The organism is Neptuniibacter sp. QD37_6, assembly GCF_047778085.1.
Taxonomy (GTDB): domain Bacteria; phylum Pseudomonadota; class Gammaproteobacteria; order Pseudomonadales; family Balneatricaceae; genus Neptuniibacter.
This window is the reverse complement of record NZ_CP180550.1, coordinates 907,244-924,942: the sequence shown is the minus strand read 5'-3', so window position 1 is coordinate 924,942 and position 17,699 is coordinate 907,244. Positions and strand designations below refer to the sequence as shown.

At 44.1% G+C, this 17,699-nt stretch carries 14 protein-coding genes; 11 read left to right on the top strand and 3 right to left on the bottom strand.

Annotated features, from left to right (window positions below; genetic code table 11):
* The first annotated feature begins 4 nt into the window (after nucleotides 1–4).
* Nucleotides 5–1,585, top strand: a complete 1,581-nt coding sequence (purH, locus tag ACMXYO_RS04110; protein WP_415887232.1) for a bifunctional phosphoribosylaminoimidazolecarboxamide formyltransferase/IMP cyclohydrolase — start codon at nucleotides 5–7, stop codon at nucleotides 1,583–1,585.
* Nucleotides 1,586–1,698: 113 nt separating this feature from the next.
* Complete coding sequence (gene purD, locus ACMXYO_RS04105) at nucleotides 1,699–2,985, top strand: phosphoribosylamine--glycine ligase (RefSeq protein WP_415887230.1); 1,287 nt, start codon at nucleotides 1,699–1,701, stop codon at nucleotides 2,983–2,985.
* A 29-nt stretch (nucleotides 2,986–3,014) separates the two neighbouring features.
* On the opposite strand, the gene ACMXYO_RS04100 is transcribed toward purD, so the two are convergent.
* A complete protein-coding gene (locus tag ACMXYO_RS04100; RefSeq protein WP_415887228.1) occupies nucleotides 3,015–3,365 on the bottom strand; it encodes a hypothetical protein in 351 nt (116 codons plus the stop codon).
* A 228-nt stretch (nucleotides 3,366–3,593) separates the two neighbouring features.
* Between ACMXYO_RS04100 and ACMXYO_RS04095 the strand changes: the two genes are divergently transcribed.
* Together ACMXYO_RS04095 and ACMXYO_RS04090 are read left to right on the top strand one after the other, a co-directional pair.
* Nucleotides 3,594–3,926, top strand: coding sequence for a hypothetical protein (locus ACMXYO_RS04095; RefSeq protein WP_415887226.1), 333 nt, complete (start codon nucleotides 3,594–3,596; stop codon nucleotides 3,924–3,926).
* 3 nt (nucleotides 3,927–3,929) lie between these two features.
* Nucleotides 3,930–5,243 (top strand): tetratricopeptide repeat protein, encoded by a 1,314-nt coding sequence (locus tag ACMXYO_RS04090; protein WP_415887225.1) that lies wholly within the window; start codon nucleotides 3,930–3,932, stop codon nucleotides 5,241–5,243.
* A 57-nt stretch (nucleotides 5,244–5,300) separates the two neighbouring features.
* Here the strand turns inward: ACMXYO_RS04090 and ACMXYO_RS04085 are convergent, their stop codons facing one another.
* On the bottom strand, nucleotides 5,301–6,770 hold the full coding sequence (locus ACMXYO_RS04085; protein WP_415887224.1) for a hypothetical protein: 1,470 nt from the start codon (nucleotides 6,768–6,770) through the stop codon (nucleotides 5,301–5,303).
* Between the two features lie 18 nt (nucleotides 6,771–6,788).
* Complete coding sequence (locus ACMXYO_RS04080; protein ID WP_415887223.1) at nucleotides 6,789–7,997, bottom strand: L,D-transpeptidase family protein; 1,209 nt, start codon at nucleotides 7,995–7,997, stop codon at nucleotides 6,789–6,791.
* A 406-nt stretch (nucleotides 7,998–8,403) separates the two neighbouring features.
* On the opposite strand from ACMXYO_RS04080, the gene ACMXYO_RS04075 reads away from it, so the two are divergent.
* The 7 genes from ACMXYO_RS04075 to ACMXYO_RS04045 all read left to right on the top strand — a co-directional run bounded on the left by ACMXYO_RS04075 (nucleotide 8,404) and on the right by ACMXYO_RS04045 (nucleotide 17,668).
* Nucleotides 8,404–9,447: a Leu/Phe/Val dehydrogenase gene (locus ACMXYO_RS04075; protein WP_415887222.1), complete on the top strand. Its 1,044-nt coding sequence runs from the start codon at nucleotides 8,404–8,406 to the stop codon at nucleotides 9,445–9,447.
* Between the two features lie 29 nt (nucleotides 9,448–9,476).
* On the top strand, nucleotides 9,477–10,559 hold the full coding sequence (pdhA, locus tag ACMXYO_RS04070; RefSeq protein WP_415887220.1) for a pyruvate dehydrogenase (acetyl-transferring) E1 component subunit alpha: 1,083 nt from the start codon (nucleotides 9,477–9,479) through the stop codon (nucleotides 10,557–10,559).
* Nucleotides 10,556–11,539, top strand: coding sequence for an alpha-ketoacid dehydrogenase subunit beta (locus ACMXYO_RS04065; RefSeq protein WP_415887219.1), 984 nt, complete (start codon nucleotides 10,556–10,558; stop codon nucleotides 11,537–11,539). Before pdhA ends, ACMXYO_RS04065 begins: the two co-directional genes overlap by 4 nt.
* Nucleotides 11,536–12,660, top strand: coding sequence for a dihydrolipoamide acetyltransferase family protein (locus ACMXYO_RS04060; protein ID WP_415887218.1), 1,125 nt, complete (start codon nucleotides 11,536–11,538; stop codon nucleotides 12,658–12,660). Before ACMXYO_RS04065 ends, ACMXYO_RS04060 begins: the two co-directional genes overlap by 4 nt.
* 169 nt (nucleotides 12,661–12,829) lie before the next feature.
* Complete coding sequence (locus ACMXYO_RS04055; protein WP_415887217.1) at nucleotides 12,830–14,752, top strand: PrkA family serine protein kinase; 1,923 nt, start codon at nucleotides 12,830–12,832, stop codon at nucleotides 14,750–14,752.
* Nucleotides 14,753–14,855: 103 nt separating this feature from the next.
* On the top strand, nucleotides 14,856–16,145 hold the full coding sequence (locus ACMXYO_RS04050; RefSeq protein ID WP_415887216.1) for a YeaH/YhbH family protein: 1,290 nt from the start codon (nucleotides 14,856–14,858) through the stop codon (nucleotides 16,143–16,145).
* Nucleotides 16,142–17,668 carry a SpoVR family protein gene (locus tag ACMXYO_RS04045; RefSeq protein ID WP_415887215.1) on the top strand — a complete coding sequence of 509 codons (1,527 nt, stop codon included), beginning with the start codon at nucleotides 16,142–16,144 and terminating at the stop codon, nucleotides 17,666–17,668. Before ACMXYO_RS04050 ends, ACMXYO_RS04045 begins: the two co-directional genes overlap by 4 nt.
* The last annotated feature ends 31 nt before the right edge of the window (nucleotides 17,669–17,699 follow it).

The following is a 17,699-nucleotide window of genomic DNA, read 5'->3' as shown; positions in this document are numbered from 1 at the left end:
CACAATGGCACAGAACATCACTCCCGTTCGCCGTGCACTGATCAGCGTATCTGACAAAACAGGTATCGTTGAGTTTGCACAAGCCCTAAACGCTCGCGGCGTTGAAATCCTTTCTACTGGCGGTACTTACAAACTACTTAAGGAAAATAACATTCCTGCAGTAGAAGTATCCGATTACACAGGCTTCCCTGAAATGATGGACGGCCGCGTTAAAACTCTGCACCCTAAGGTGCACGGTGGTATTTTGGGTCGCCGCGGACAGGATGATGGCATCATGTCTGAGCATGGCATCAACCCAATCGATATGGTTGTTGTAAACCTTTACCCATTTGCTGCAACAATCGCACGTCCTGATTGCGATCTACCTATGGCGATTGAAAATATCGACATCGGTGGTCCAACAATGGTTCGCTCTGCAGCGAAAAACCATAAAGATGTCGCAATCGTTGTTAACGCTTCTGATTACGACAACGTAGTTGCTGAATTGGATTCCGAAAAAGGTCTCACGCACAAAACTCGTTTTGATCTAGCAGTAAAAGCATTTGAGCATACTGCAGGTTATGACGGCATGATTGCTAACTACCTAGGCGCAATCGTTGAAGGCGAAGATGAGAAGCCTGCTGACTTCCCACGTACATTCAACACTCAGTTCGTTAAAGCACAAGATATGCGTTACGGTGAAAACCCTCACCAGCGTGCTGCTTTCTACGTTGAAGAAGAGCCAGCCGAAGCATCTGTTTCTACAGCTCGTCAACTGCAAGGTAAGGAACTGTCTTTCAACAATGTTGCAGACACTGACGCAGCGCTAGAATGCGTTAAATCTTTCAAAGAGCCAGCTTGTGTTATCGTTAAGCACGCTAACCCATGTGGTGTATCTGTAGGCGCGGATATTCTTGAAGCTTACAACCGTGCTTTCCAAACAGATCCTACGTCTGCTTTCGGTGGCATCATCGCATTCAACCAAGAATTAGATGGCAACACTGCTAAAGCTATCGTTGACCGTCAATTCGTTGAAGTGATCATCGCACCTAAAGTAACTCAAGAAGCATCTGACATCGTAGCGACTAAGCCAAATGTTCGCTTACTTGAGTGTGGTGAGTGGTCTGCTAACCGTGCACACGGTTTCGACTACAAGCGCGTTAACGGCGGTCTACTAGTACAAGATCTTGATCTTGGCCGTGTAGATGCATCTGAACTAAAAGTTGTTTCTAAAGTACAACCTACAGAACAAGAGATCCGTGATCTTCTATTCTGCTGGGAAGTGGCTAAGTTCGTTAAGTCTAACGCTATCGTTTACGCTAAAGATGGCCAAACAATCGGCATCGGCGCAGGTCAAATGAGCCGCGTATACAGTGCTAAGATTGCAGGCATCAAAGCTGCTGATGAAGGTTTAGAAGTTAAAGGTTCCGTTATGGCATCTGACGCTTTCTTCCCATTCCGCGACGGTATTGATTCGGCAGCGGCTGCAGGTATTAAAGCAGTTATTCAGCCGGGTGGTTCTATGCGCGATCAAGAAGTTATTGACGCAGCTGACGAGCACGGTATGGCAATGGTCTTCACTGGAATGCGCCATTTCCGTCACTAAGCATTAGATAGCAATAAGCCTTAAATTAGGTTTATCCCTTTTAGGCTTATTGCCCTAAACCCCGATCCAGAGAAACACTGGATGCGGGGTTTTCTACATAGAAGGATTACAGAATGAACGTACTAATTATTGGTTCTGGCGGTCGTGAACACGCACTTGCTTGGGCAGCAGCACAAGACGCAAACGTTGCCAAAATTTTCGTAGCTCCAGGTAACGCTGCGACGGCTCAAGAAGACAAAATGGAAAACGTTGCTATCGACGTAATGGATCTAGATGGCCTGCGTACTTTCGCTCAAGAAAACAATGTAGACCTAACCATCGTTGGCCCTGAAGCACCACTAGTTGCTGGTATCGTTGATCACTTCCAGAAAGAAGATCTGCGCATCTTCGGTCCAAGTGAAGGCGCTGCTCAACTAGAAGGCTCTAAAGCTTTCACTAAAGACTTCCTAGCGCGTCAGCAGATCCCAACCGCTGAGTACGAAAACTTCACTGAAATTGAGCCTGCACTGGCTTACGTTCGTGAAAAAGGCGCTCCTATCGTTGTTAAGGCTGACGGCCTAGCAGCTGGTAAAGGCGTAATCGTTGCGATGACGCTTACTGAAGCTGAAGACGCGATCAAAGACATGCTAGCAGGTAACGCATTTGGTGATGCCGGTAGCCGTGTAGTAATCGAAGAATTCCTTGAAGGTGAAGAAGCGTCTTACATCGTTATTGTTGACGGTGACAACGTTCTACCAATGGCAACAAGCCAAGATCACAAACGTGTCGGCGATGGTGATACTGGTCTGAACACAGGCGGCATGGGCGCTTACTCCCCTGCTCCAGTGGTTACAGCAGAGATCGATCAGCGCATCATGGACGAAGTAATCATGCCAACTGTTAATGGCATGAAAGCTGAAGGCAATGAGTACACTGGTTTCCTATATGCTGGTCTAATGATCCAAGCAGACGGTACGCCGAAAGTTATCGAGTACAACTGCCGTTTCGGTGATCCTGAAACTCAACCAATTATGCTACGCCTAAAATCTAGCTTGGTTGATCTATGTAATGCAGCACTTGATAAGAAGCTTGCTGACACAACGGCTGAGTGGGATGAGCGTAAATCTGTTGGCGTTGTTATGGCTGCAGGCGGCTACCCAGGTGACTACGGCAAAGGCGATGTAATCTCTTTCCCTGCAGAATGCCCTGAAGGCACTAAAATCTTCCACGCTGGCACTAAGCTTGATGGCGAGAACGTTGTGACTGCAGGCGGTCGTGTGCTTTGCGTAACAGCACTTGGCGAAACAGTTACAGAAGCACAGAAACGTGCCTATGAACTGCTAGAGAAAGTTAGCTGGGAAGACGCTTACTTCCGTAAAGATATCGCTTACCGCGCGATTGCTCGCGAGCAAAACAGCTAAGCGAAAATGATCTTCTAAAAAGGCCCTGATTATTCAGGGCTTTTTTTTGCCAACAAAAATCTAGCGCCACTCGACAATAGCACCAATACCAATCCAACCAACATGGGCAAGTAACTGAGCCAATAACCCACGCTAACCATCATCAACGGCACAGTCATCAATACTACGCCCGTTACAATAAACAATAAGTTCAACCATAGAGGCATCGAAACCAAACTCACTAAGCCAATGCACAGCGTAACTAGAATCCCTAGCGCTACAGCCCATATAGGCAAAGATGGGGATAAGGCATAGCCCCATTCATTTTTCTGCTCAGCAATCACTACTTGAGAGAACAATAAGGAAAATAATAATGCGTAACGTTTCTTTAGTTTAAGCACTCGGCGAGTTCCTGTTTATACACCAACTCAATATGTGGATTTAACCTCTAATGGGTAAAAGGTTTCCCACAGCAACACGTTTAAACATGAGAATACACTCTCCCACTTATTGAAAATGTCAGCCACTATTGAAAACGACCGTTTGAAAATGACATCAAAAGTTTTATCCGTATAATCGATCTCTCACTATTAAAAAACATTCTTGCACCAATGCTGAAATCAGAAATAATGACCAAGAACCCTTTCTTGCACATGACAGCAAGCACATTAGTTTCAGTTTGTTTTTTAACAGCTTGTAGCTCTATCCCAAGTGACGAGAAAGTTACTGATCCTTCATCTTTAGCAGAGCCTACAGAGAGGCACTACTGCTATAAAGGTGGAAGAGCCAATGAATTCAGCTGCGACCCGGATAAAGCCTCTCCGCAACCCGATATGCGTTCAGCTGAAATTGATGAAGTTTGGATGTGGTTGAAATTAATTGAGATAAAAAGATGGCTTTCTGAACAAAAAGATTACAATAATTCAGTAAGTTCTACTCAGCAAAGACATGAGAAGCAGTAATACATGACCAACTTAAAATTTAACTCAGGCAAACATTTACTACGTACAACTATAAGTACCCTAATTACAGTGTCCTTGCTCACTGGCTGCAACCTTTCAACCAATCTACAACCTAGGATTCTTCAAGCTAACGAGATCCATAAAATACCCGAAGGTTCCAGGGAATATATTGCTACCGTTAGCATTACCCCTACCAAGCCAGCTAATTCATCTCTAGCGATAGAGCAAAGTTTGGAACTTAGCCAACAGGGCAATCATCAAGAGGCTCTAGCTAAAATTGAGGCTTTTCTAGCACAACAACCTAATCTACCTTCAGCGTTACTAGCTCAAGGCATTATTCTGAATAACCAAGGTAATAAAACTGCTGCTAAATCCATCTTCAAGACTCTGACTAAATCTCACCCTGATCGCCCTGAAGCATTTAATAATTTGGCGGTTATCTATTCTGAAGAAGGCAATTTCCCTCAAGCAATAGAAACACTACAGCAAGCATTCCAAACCCATCCAAGTTATGCACAAGTACACGTAAACTTGAAAGAACTTTATGCAACGATGGCGTCACAAGCATATAACAAGGCATTAGATTTAAGCGCTGCTGAGCAAGGTCCTAGCCTTACCATGATTAACCAAGTATCAACTATTCAAAGTAGCAGTGTAGTTCCTGTTGCAGCAGCGGCGACGAAACAGCCTGTGAAAGTAGCAGAAGAAAAAGCTGAAAAGATAACTACTCTAACTTTAAAGACTATTGCGCCGAAAGGGGAAGCTTCAACAACTAACCCTGACGTTGCTACTAGCTCCTCCCATCCTGAGCCAAAGACTCAACCACCAGCGAAGATTGAAGAAAAAGCAGTTGTAGTCGCTGTAAGCAAGCCAACCGCTGCAGTTGTCCCTGCTACAGAAGTAGCCAATATCAAAGAACAAACAAATGCGGCTCCAGAACTACCAAAACTTGAAACACAAGCTCTACCTGAATCCGAGGTATTAGCGCATATCAATAATTGGGTCGAAGCGTGGAGAAACAAAAATCACACAGGCTATGTTAGCTCTTATACAGCACTTTACCGTCCTAACTCTAAACTAAACCACCAGCAGTGGGTTAAACAACGAGCTCAACGGTTAATAAAACCTAAATTTATCCGTGTCGAACTGGATCAAATTAACATCAAGATTCTTGGAGAGAATTTAGCTGAAGCACACTTTACTCAGCACTATCAATCCGATAACTACAAAGATACGGTAACAAAGCGCCTAATGTTGGTTAAAGTCGATAATCAATGGAAAATAAGCCTAGAAAAAAGCCTAGACTTCCTTAAGTAAACAAACATAAAAAAGCCCCTCTCCGATGGGGCTTTTTTAGGTCCATATTTCTTATTTCTAGCCCGTAGGGCGCTTCAAAACAACAGTTCCATTTGTAGCTTCTGAAGCGATCTTCCAACCAGCCGAAGTTAACATAAACTCAAGACGCTTCTTAGTTTCATCTGCATACCCTGGCTTCTCAAAACGTTGATAAAACTCGACTCTGTACCAGTGCGAATTAAGACGAGTAAACTTTGGAAATTTAATCTCTAACTTTATCCACTCAGGTGAAAGTAAACGGTCTTTACGAAAAGCACGCCACTCTTCTAGAGACATTTTCACACCATACAACGTAGAATTTTGAAGGTAACTGTTGATGTAATCATCCCAATTTTGCTGTTCCCACGCAGCATGCCAAGTCGTAAAAACTTCACGTACAGCCTTTTCATTATTTTCTTTAGGGCCAGACTTAACTGGTAACTCAGTAACCGATTCAGCGGTTCGCTGATTCTTAGTTATAGGAGAAGCGATCTTAGTCTGCGCTAATATGTTTAACTGCTCAGAAGTAGCTACCTCTTTCGGCTCAGCTTTAGCTACTTTAACTAGCTCATCAACCTTAACAGATTCTTGTGTTTTAACCTTTGCAGTTGTATTAACTAATATTAGTGACGTTTTATCACGCTTCTGTTTTGCTTTTTCCACCGTAGCAGTCAAAGAGGCCACTAACTCTGGGTTCAGCTTTTTAGGTATCACATCGGGTTCAGGGGGTTTTACAACAAGCTCTGGCTCAACAGTAATCACACTTGGATCTACAGCAGTAGCCCCAACATTTTCCTCTGTTATCACCGGTTGAGTCTGTTTGTAATCCTGTGGGCTCGAAGCAACTACTACTTGTGTATTTTGAGTGAGTTGAACCGCCTTTGTATCATCAACGTTCTGGGATAACTCAGCCGCATTAGCCACAGCCAATTTAGGATCAGTAAAATCCCGATTAGCATTAAACCAATACCATCCCCCAGCAGTTAGACAAACAAACGCTAGTACACCAAAAGTAATTAGAGCTTTGTTACTGCTCGCTGATACAGAGCCTAAATCAACATCCTCTTGATAATAGCCATCTAACTTACTAGCAAGTAGGGTAGAAGACTTCAAAGCAGAAACCATATCTGGAGTACTTAACAATATAACTGTTACAGCAGGGCCTGTTTCATTACAGATAGAAGGAAGACTTAACAAATAAGTGAGAGCCTCAAGACAAACATCATCACTATTAACAATGACGTGTAGACGGCGCTCTTGCTGCAACCAGCGTTCTAGTTCCTGCTGAACAAAAGAAGCACCTGCTTCCACTTGAAGAAATTTGGCTAGATTATCCTGTACAACATCTAAAGCTAGAGAACCTTTAATCTCAAGCGTATCAGGTTGGGTTTCTTTCACTTGACCAGTCAGATATTCCATCCACTGGGCAGATCCTTCAATGCGAATAACCTGATGATCAGATAAATTTATCAGTAGTAGCTCAGCAGAACTTAAACTTGAATCGTTCAACCCCAACCCCCTGATATTTTAAGGTCTACCTTTTGATGGTTTACCTTCATATGCAATACGCCAACGTCCCTGATCAAAGGTCCAGTACTGACGTTTAATGGAGCTGCCGGAAAGGTTATTACTATTGTAATTTTGCTGGAAAGTGGCAACCACTAGATTCGGGTTATCTGGATAACGATAGATGCTTAAATTTTGCAAATTGACATCTATAAACTTTTTGGAGCCATTTACACGTTTTTTATAACTGGAATACTGTAAGTAATTACGTTTTCCATCATTATAGTTTTGAGAATAATTCTCTATATAACGTTTGTGCTCAAGACTTTCCCAATCAGATACCCAACGCTCAACTAAGCTACCAAAACGATTTTTCTGTTCTAGCCAATCCGCCTTCTTAATCCAACGGACATTATGTCCAACTAGAACTGGTGTATTCAGGTAGTTAATCTGGTTATCTAACTCAATAAAATCTGGATTAGTTAGGGAGATACAACCTTCACTAGCTTTGGGTGGACGGCTATAAGTCTCTACTGGAGATCCATGCAACCAGATACCATAGCCTGTACGCCCTAAACGCTTATCCCAAACATTTGGATAATTGATCGGGAGTGCACCAGAACCATATCGAGATGGTAATTTCTCATCTTCTAATCGGCTGGTCGTAAAATAAACGCCTAGTGGTGTTTTAAGATCACCCTCAACCTCTTTACCTGTGCCGCCACGACCATACGAAGCGTAATAGTCTTTAACCAGCACAGGTATACCGTTCTGGTTTTCAAATAGGAAAAGGCGCGATAAGCGGGTATCAACGATAATAATATGCTTTTGGTCTGGGGATAAAGTCAGCATGTCTGCAGGTAACATATCTGCTGATGGCTTCTCCATTTCCATCAACAATCTCGCTTTGGCTTCAGAAATAAGTCCTTCGATTGTTTGTTGATGGTCACCGCGTTTATGGCTAAGGGGAGAACCTTGCGCCTGTGTAGCAAGAATATCTGCATAAACGAGCTGAGCTAGACGAAAATCCGGTCGACGTTCAGTAAGTTCCTGAAGATCCGATAAAGCCGAATCCAACTCATGACTCTTTAGGTTATGCAAGCCACTTAAAAGTAATTCTTCATTCCCTTCGGAAATGCCATAGGGTGAAGTTTCTTCAGCAAACAAGCTGCTCTGTGGAATGCCCAGTGCCCCCAACATCACTACAGTACAAACGAAACTTTTTTTCATCTATCCAGAAAGCCTCAACCTATTTTAGTTAACCAATGATTATAACGATATTCATCCTGAATGGGACTCTATCGTCCTTTAAAAAACGATTTTTCCACTACTAAATTTGAAACTTTTTGAGTTTTTTTGGTTTCGCAGTAAATTTCTCGCGATACCACCCGTAAGTTCAGCGAAAAGACGCACTTCTAGCCATTTCGCATCTGCGAAATACTTGAGAGACTGCAATTTATTTTGAATTTTTCGATCTGAAATTTGCCTAAAACTGTGCTATTCCAAAAGTGTAGAGATCCAAAAGACAAGCTACCGCATACAAAGTTCAGTTAGCTGGTAAAAGTGCGACCCACAAACCACCAATTAACTGCACACAATTGATGTTTTCCTGTAGATACAGACGGAGGATCCCGTGATGTTTGAACAGATGGAAAGCAATGGCACACAACGCCTTCATTTTTGCCACGACCCTGATACGGGTCTCAAGGCTATCATTGCCATTCACTCGACTTTGCGTGGCCCCGCGATCGGCGGCTGCAGGTTTATTCACTACAACGATGACGATTCTGCCATAACTGATGCGCTTAGATTGGCTCGAGGTATGAGTTACAAAGCAGCACTTGCTGGACTTCCGCACGGTGGAGCTAAAGCTGTCATCATTAAGCCAAAATCAGACTTCAACCGCGCAGAACTTATGCAGCGTTTTGGTCAATTTGTTGATGGTTTAGGTGGCGAATACATTACCGCAATGGACAGCGGTACTCAGATTAGTGACATGGATCAGATTCAAAAGAGCACCTCCTTTGTAACCTGCACTCAAACCACTGGCGATCCCTCCCCCTATACCGCACTCGGCGTTTTTGAAGGGATTAAAGCTTCCGTCAGATTCAAGCTAAATCGCACATCATTAAGAGGTGTACATGTCAGTATTCAAGGCTTAGGGCATGTAGGTTATGAGGTCGCTCGCTTACTTCATCAAGCCGGAGCCAAGCTGACAGTTACCGATATTGATCAAGCTCGTGTGACTCAATGCGAAAAAAGCTTTAACGCTGCGAGTGTTGCACCTGATCAGATTTACGCTGTAGATGCTGATGTGTTTTGCCCTTGTGGGCTTGGTGCGATTATAAACGACACGACTCTGCCACAACTTCGTGTGTCCATCATAGCAGGCTCGGCCAACAATCAACTAGCAGAAGAGAAACACGGCGACCTGCTAGTCGCACAGGACATCCTCTACGCCCCTGATTATCTGATCAACGCAGGCGGTTTAATTTTTGTAGCGCTGCAATATTCAAAACAGAACAGCCGGGAAATCCGCCAAAAAGTTATTCAGATAGGTGATTCTCTCACCCAACTTTATCAAAACGCAGCGCAAGCTAAGCAAGGTGTACATCGTCTAGCCAATCATCAGGCTGAACAAATCATCAGTGCATCTAACGACTTCAATTCCGCAGCTTAAGCTAATGAGAACGGTTAGGAGGATGAGTTATGAGTCACGTACCACTGCAATATTTAGATAGTGAGGGGAACCCCACACAGCGCTTGCCACAATGGTGCCAATCACCTGATTGGTTCCTACGCTGCTATCACAACATGGTATTAGCTAGACAGTTTGACGCTAAAGCCATCGCGCTACAACGTACAGGACAATTGGGCACTTACGCATCCCTACTAGGCTCAGAAGGTATCGATGTTCCCACGGCACTCTGCATGAGCGAAGAAGATGTTCTCGTGCCCTACTATCGAAACCATGCCTGCCAGATGATTAGAGGACTCGCCCTTGAAGATATTCTTCTATATTGGGGTGGGGATGAGCGAGGAAATGCTTCACCTCAGATGCAGAAAGACTTCCCCAACTCAGTTCCGATAGCAACTCAATCATTACATGCCTGCGGTGTTGCTACAGCGCTAAAAATTCGCAATCAAAAACAGGCTGTTGTTACCTTAATTGGCGATGGCGGCACCTCTAAAGGGGATTTTATGGAATCCCTAAACATCGCTGGGGTATGGCAACTGCCTGTAGTCTTTATAATCAACAACAACCAGTGGGCTATCTCGGTACCGCGTAAAATTCAATCCGCTGCAGCTCAGTTAGCTGACAAAGCACAAGCCGCTGGAATTCCCGGTATGCAAGTGGATGGTAACGATGTGATTGCGATGCGTAAGGCAGTAACTCAAGCTTTACAGCGTGCTTATGACGGCAAAGGAGCCACCCTAATTGAAGCCATAAGCTACCGCTTAAGTGACCACACTACCGCTGATGATGCGACCCGTTACAGGGATAACGAAGAGCTGAAGCAAGCTTGGGAGAAAGAACCAGTAAAACGCTTGCGTAACTTCATGGTTACTCAAGGCTTTTGGGACGAATCGAAAGAACAAGCTCTTCAACAAGAGATCACGCAACTCGTCCAACAAGCTGCAGACAAGTATTTAGCAATTGATCCTCAAGCTCCCGAGTCCATGTTCGATTACATGTATGCCGAGCTACCCGAGCATCTCATCGAACAGAGGGACTGGGCGACAATCAAGGCGATGCCAAATGCTAGCCATGCTGAGGAGGATGCATCATGAAACATTCAGTATGTCTTCTTGAAGCGGTCAATCTAGCTTTAGCCTCAGAGATGCGCAGGGACGAGGAGATCGTTCTATTGGGAGAAGATATTGGCGTTAATGGCGGTGTTTTCCGTGCTACCGCAAACCTTAGAGATGAGTTTGGTCTGAAGCGTGTAATGGACACGCCATTAGCTGAATCAATGATCGCAGGACTCAGTATAGGTATGGCTAGCCAAGGCTTGAAACCTGTGGCCGAGATCCAGTTTATGGGCTTTATCTTTCCTGCATTAGAACAGATTATTTGTCACGCTGCCCGCATGCGTAATCGAACCCGCGGCCGTCTCACCTGCCCTATGGTGATAAGAGCACCTTTTGGTGGAGGTATTCACGCACCTGAACATCATTCGGAAAGCACAGAAGCTCTTCTGGCTCATATACCCGGCCTTAAGGTCGTTATTCCCTCCTCTCCAGCACGTGCATACGGATTATTACTCTCAGCAATTCGAGATCCCGACCCAGTGCTCTTTTTAGAACCTAAAAGGATCTATCGCAGTCAGCAACAAGAGATTTTAGATAACGGCGAAGCACTGCCTTTAGGCAGCTGTTTTACGCTGCGCGAGGGCTCAGATATTACGTTAATCAGCTGGGGAGCAATGATCACAGAAACCTTAGCCGCCGCAGAGCATTTCCAAAATAAAGGCGTGCACTGTGAAGTGATCGATGTAGCCAGTATCAGTCCGTTAGATATGACTACGATTCTAGCCTCCGTGAAAAAGACAGGTCGCGTTGTGATTGTACATGAGGCTCCAAGAAATGCGGGTATAGGTGCAGAAATAGCTGCAACTATCGCAGAAAGAGCACTCTTAGATTTACAAGCACCTATTGCTCGGGTAACAGGTTATGACACCGTCATGCCCTATTTCCGTCTTGAAAGTCATTACCTACCAAACACTCAAGACATCATCGACAGTATCAATGAGACATTGGAGTTCGCATGAAATATTTCAAACTACCAGATCTCGGCGAAGGGCTCCCTGAAGCAGAAATTGTGGAATGGAATATCAAAGAAGGTGATTCTGTGGAAACGGACCAAGTACTTCTGTCCGTTGAAACAGCAAAGGCAATTATTCAAGTACCTTCTCCTCAAGCAGGCGTAATCGCCCATCTTTTTGGTCAACCCGGTGATGTTATCCACACGGGAGAACCCCTACTGGAATTTGAAGGGGAAGATGAGAGTGACAGCGGTACTGTTGTAGGCGAAATTCCACAAGCAAACCCAGAGTCCACTACTCAAGATACCTTCTTTATCGGTGCAGCCCCCAGCAGTCAAAACGGCGCAACAACCCAAAAAGCAACCCCTGCTGTCAGAGCCTTAGCCAAACGCTTAAATATCGATTTAAACCAAGTAAAAGGAAGCGGTCAGCAAGGTAACATCACACCAAAAGATGTTGAACAGGCCGCTAAACTCGATCAAACACATGGCAAAGCAGAACCTTTGCGCGGTGTGCGCAAACACATGGCGCAAGTCATGAGCAAAGCACACAGTGAAGTAGTACCCGTCACCATTCATGAAGACGCAGATATTGATAGTTGGCCTAAAGGTACAGATATCACGCAACGATTGATCCATGCGATAGCAGAAGCTTGTATGGCAGAGCCCGCTATAAATGCTTGGTTTGATGGCAATACGCTCAGCCGTCGAATACATACCAAAATAGACCTTGGGATCGCAGTAGACACTGAACAAGGGTTATTTGTCCCTGTCTTACGCGACATTGGTAATCGCTCACCCTCACATCTACGTGAAGGCTTAAACCTACTCCGCACCGATGTAAAAAACAGAACAATCCCCGCTTCTGAATTACAAGGCGCCACAATCACACTGAGTAACTTTGGAACCATCGCAGGTCGCTATGCTAATCCAATTGTCGTTCCCCCGCAGGTAGCAATTATTGGTGCTGGGGTTATTCGTAGAGAGGTTGTCGCGGTAGGTGATGAAATAAAAATTCATCGCATCCTTCCAATTTCGCTCACCTTTGACCACCGAGCACTTACTGGAGGTGAAGCGGCTCGTTTTCTCGCAACGTTTATTCAAAACCTAGAACTGCAAAAAATATAAGTCCTTATAAATCATAAGATTATTAAACGATGAACCTTAAGGAAAGTTTTAGAGTCAAATGTTCAGAGTTCAAAAATGTGAACTACACTAACAACAGGTAAGCAAGCAAAACAGCCTGACAAAATTATTCAAAACCCCAAATAAGCTTGGCTGAATAAAGGTGATTTGTATGAGTATCTTTGACCACTATAAAGCCCGCTATGATTCTGTTCAGCAGGAAGAATACAGCTTGGACGAGTACCTCCAGCTGTGTAAAGAGGATCCAATGATATATGCAGATGCAGCTGAACGTATGCTGCAAGCGATCGGCGAACCAGGAATGGTTGATACCGCTGCGGATCCAAGACTAAGTCGTATTTTTTCGAACAAGCTAATCCGCCGTTACCCTGCTTTTAGCGAGTTTTACGGTATGGAAGACGCGATCGAAAATATTGTCTCCTACTTTAAACATGCGGCTCAAGGTCTAGAAGAACGTAAACAGATCCTTTACTTACTTGGTCCTGTAGGCGGCGGTAAATCCTCCTTAGCCGAACGCCTAAAGCATCTAATGGAGCACATTCCATTTTATGCCATTAAAGACTCACCAGTTTTCGAATCCCCTTTAGGTCTGTTTAAACCCGAAGAAGATGGCATCATTTTACAAGAAGAGTACGGTATCCCATCCCGCTATTTAAAAGGGATCATGTCACCTTGGGCTGCTAAGCGTTTACACGAATATGGCGGTGATATTTCCAAATTTAGAGTAGTAAAACTTTACCCTTCGATTTTGGATCAGATTGCCATCGCCAAAACCGAACCTGGTGATGAAAACAACCAAGATATTTCTAGTCTTGTGGGTAAAGTTGATATTCGTAAATTGGAAGACTTCCCACAACACGATCCAGATGCTTATAGTTTCTCTGGCGCGCTATGTCGTGCCAATCAGGGCATGATGGAATTTGTGGAGATGTTTAAAGCACCTATCAAAGTTCTCCATCCTCTATTAACAGCGACCCAAGAGGGTAACTACAACAGTACCGAAGGCATGGGGGCCATTCCTTACGATGGTATTCTCCTAGCCCACTCGAATGAATCAGAGTGGACAACCTTCAAAAACAATAAAACCAATGAGGCCTTTATCGATCGTATCTACATCGTAAAAGTGCCTTATTGCTGCCGTGTCACAGAAGAGATTCATATCTACGAAAAACTTTTAGAAAATAGTTCGTTAAACAACGCACCCTGTGCACCAGATACATTAAACATGTTGGCTCAATTTTCGGTCCTATCGCGTATGAAAGAACCTGAAAATTCCAGCTTGTATTCAAAAATGCGTGTGTATGACGGCGAGAATCTAAAAGACACGGACCCTAAAGCGAAATCCATGCAGGAATATAAGGACTCTGCAGGTGTTGATGAAGCAATGGACGGCCTATCAACCCGTTTCGCTTTCAAAATCTTATCCAAAGTCTTTAACTTTGACCCTTCAGAAGTTGCGGCTAACCCAGTCCATCTGCTTTATGTTCTGGAAAAAGAGATTGAACAGCAACAATTCCCTGCTGAAATTCAAGATCGCTATTTGGGCTACTTAAAAGAGTTTATCGCGCCAAAATATATCGAGTTTTTGGGTAAAGAGATTCAGACCGCTTACTTAGAGTCTTACTCCGAGTACGGGCAAAACATCTTCGATCGCTATGTCACTTACGCTGATTTCTGGATACAGGATCAGGAATACCGCGACCCAGAAACAGGTGACATATTAGATCGTCAGGCGATTAACGAGGAACTCGAAAAAATCGAAAAACCTGCCGGTATCAGTAATCCAAAAGATTTTCGACACGAAATTGTTAATTTTGTATTGCGTGCTCGTGCCAATAACAACGGTAAAAATCCATCTTGGATGGGTTACGAGAAAATGCGTACCGTTATTGAGAAGAAAATGTTTTCCAATACGGAAGACTTGTTACCTGTTATTTCCTTTAATGCGAAAGCCTCTACTGACGAACAAACTAAACACGGTGAGTTTGTTAAACGGATGATCAAACGAGGCTATACCGAGAAGCAGGTGCGATTACTGTCTGAGTGGTATATCCGCGTTAGAAAATCACAGTAGTTCATCGGCAATAAAAAGTTGGTGAAGGCATTCATTCGGGCAAAGGCCTGCCCGAATGAGATGAAGAGCCTAAGTGCAGGCCATCTCCGGGGATAGAAGTATTATGAGTTACATCATAGATCGCCGCCTGAACTCCAAGAACAAGAGCACGGTTAACCGTCAGCGCTTTCTTCGTCGTTATAAAAAGCACATCAAAGATGCCGTAGAAGATGCGGTTAATAACCGCTCGATCAAGGAAATTGAACAAGGTGGCAGCGTTACCATCCCTCGCAGGGATATCTCCGAGCCTATTTTCCATCATGGTGAAGGCGGTATTCGCAACAAAGTTTTCCCTGGCAACAAAGAGTTTATTGTAGGGGATCAATTCCAACGCCCACAAGGAGGTGGAGGTGGCGGCGGCAGCGGTGAAGGCCAAGCTAGCAATCAAGGTGAAGGGGAAGATGATTTTACCTTCCAGATCGATCAGGAAGAGTTTCTAGACTTTATGTTTGATGGTTTAGAGCTCCCCTATCTGGTCAAAAAACAGCTCAAAAGTGCAACCCAATTTGAGACTCGCCGAGCTGGTTTCACTAATGCAGGCAGTCCCGACAAAATCCATATTGTACGCTCGTTAAAAGCAGCCCATGCGCGACGAATTGCCTTAACTGGCAAAGACAGGCGCAAAATCCGCGAACTCAAAGCTGAAATATCAACCTTAGAACAGCGTTTACCTGATAACGATGCAGAAAAACAGATTTCGGCATTAAACGCCGAAATTGACGAGATTAAACAGCGCTTAAAGCGTGTACCTTTCCTCGATGATTTTGATATTAAATACAATAATTTAATCAAAGTTCCCGTGCCTTCAAGCAAGGCCGTGATGTTCTGCGTTATGGACGTATCTGGCTCTATGACGCAAAGCATTAAAGATATGGCGAAACGATTTTTTATCTTGCTATATCTATTTCTGAAACGGAATTACAAACAGATCGAAGTTGTCTTTGTTCGCCACCATACCCACGCCAAAGAGGTTGATGAACAAGAGTTCTTCTACTCCCGCGAAACCGGCGGCACGATCGTATCCAGCGCTTTAGACCTGACTTCATATATTCTAGAAGAACGTTATTCCCCAGCAGACTGGAATATCTATGTAGCTCAGGCATCCGATGGCGATAACTGGGATGGAGATTCCAGCAAATGCTATCAGCTCCTTGATGAAAAGATCCTCAAGCAAGTTCAGTATTTCGCCTATGTAGAGATCACTACAGGCCCCCACCAAAATTTGTGGCACGAATATGAACGCCTACAAGCAAAGTGGGAAGAATGCTTTGCCATGCAACAGATAAAAACCCCAGCAGATATTTTCCCAGTATTTCGTAGTCTATTTGAGAAAAAGGTTGAGGGGGCAGCATGAAAAAACGCAGTCCAATATCCACCGGAGCTGAGTGGAGTTTTGAGCTTATTGCCGAATATGATCGAGAAATCGCTCGCATTGCCAAAGACTTCGGCTTAGACACATACCCCAATCAGATCGAGGTCATTACCTCCGAACAGATGATGGATGCCTATGCTTCCATCGGCATGCCTTTAAATTATAACCATTGGTCTTTTGGTAAACAGTTTGTTGATACCCAACAAAACTATAAACGCGGCAGAATGGGTCTCGCTTATGAGATTGTAATCAATTCCGACCCCTGTATCGCTTACCTAATGGAAGAGAACACCATGACAATGCAGGCCCTTGTTATTGCGCATGCGTGTTACGGGCACAACTCTTTCTTTAAAGGTAATTACCTGTTTAAAACTTGGACCGATGCTTCTGCTATTATTGATTACCTTCTCTTTGCTAAAAGCTATATCAGCCGATGTGAAGAGCGTTACGGTGTGAATACAGTTGAGGAACTTCTGGATTCCTGCCATGCACTCATGAGCTATGGCGTAAATCGATATGTTCGCCCACAACCGCTGACTGCAAATGAAGAAAAAGAGCGACAGCAAGCAAGGGAAGAATATATCCAACGTCACTTAAACGACTTGTGGAACACTATTCCTAAAAAAGAAGAAGGCGCGGCACCAGTTATTCAGCACTTTCCTAAAGAACCTGAAGAAAACATTCTCTATTTCATTGAGAAAAACGCCCCTCTTCTTGAGCCATGGCAGCGGGAAATTGTGCGTATTGTTCGCAAGGTCGCGCAATATTTCTATCCACAGAAACAAACCCAAGTCATGAACGAAGGTTGGGCTTGCTTCTGGCACTACACGCTTCTACACCAAATGCACGAAGAAGGCTTGGTCACTGATGGATTTATGATGGAGTTTCTCCACTCCCATACCAGCGTTGTCTATCAACCACCTTTCGATAGCCCTTATTTCAATGGGATCAACCCTTACACATTGGGCTACAACATGATGCAAGACATCAAACGTATCTGTGAAGATCCAACCGATGAAGATCGTGAATGGTTCCCTGATATTGCAGGTTCCGATTGGAAGAAAACATTAGATTACGCCATGCGTAACTATAAGGATGAGAGCTTTATTCTTCAGTACCTCTCGCCAAAGCTTATCCGAGAGCTAAAACTCTTCACCATTATGGATAACTCTGAAAAAGCCAATTTGGAGGTCACATCAATCCATGATGAGGCGGGCTATCGTCAAGTGCGCGAAGATCTTTCTTCTCAATATAACTTAGGAAACAGAGAACCTAATATTCAGGTCTACAACGTAGATGTCCGAGGGGATCGAAGCCTAACCTTGAGACACTTTATGCATAACCAACAACCGCTCGGCCAATCCACCGAAGAAGTGCTACGTCATATTCATCGCTTGTGGGGGTTTGATGTCCATCTTGAATCAGTACTTCCAGATAATACTGTGACCAAAAGTTACCACTGCCCAGAGATCCTTGTGGAAGGTAAAACAGAATCACTACTGTAGACCTGACTACTACTTTGTTTACTAAAGGGTA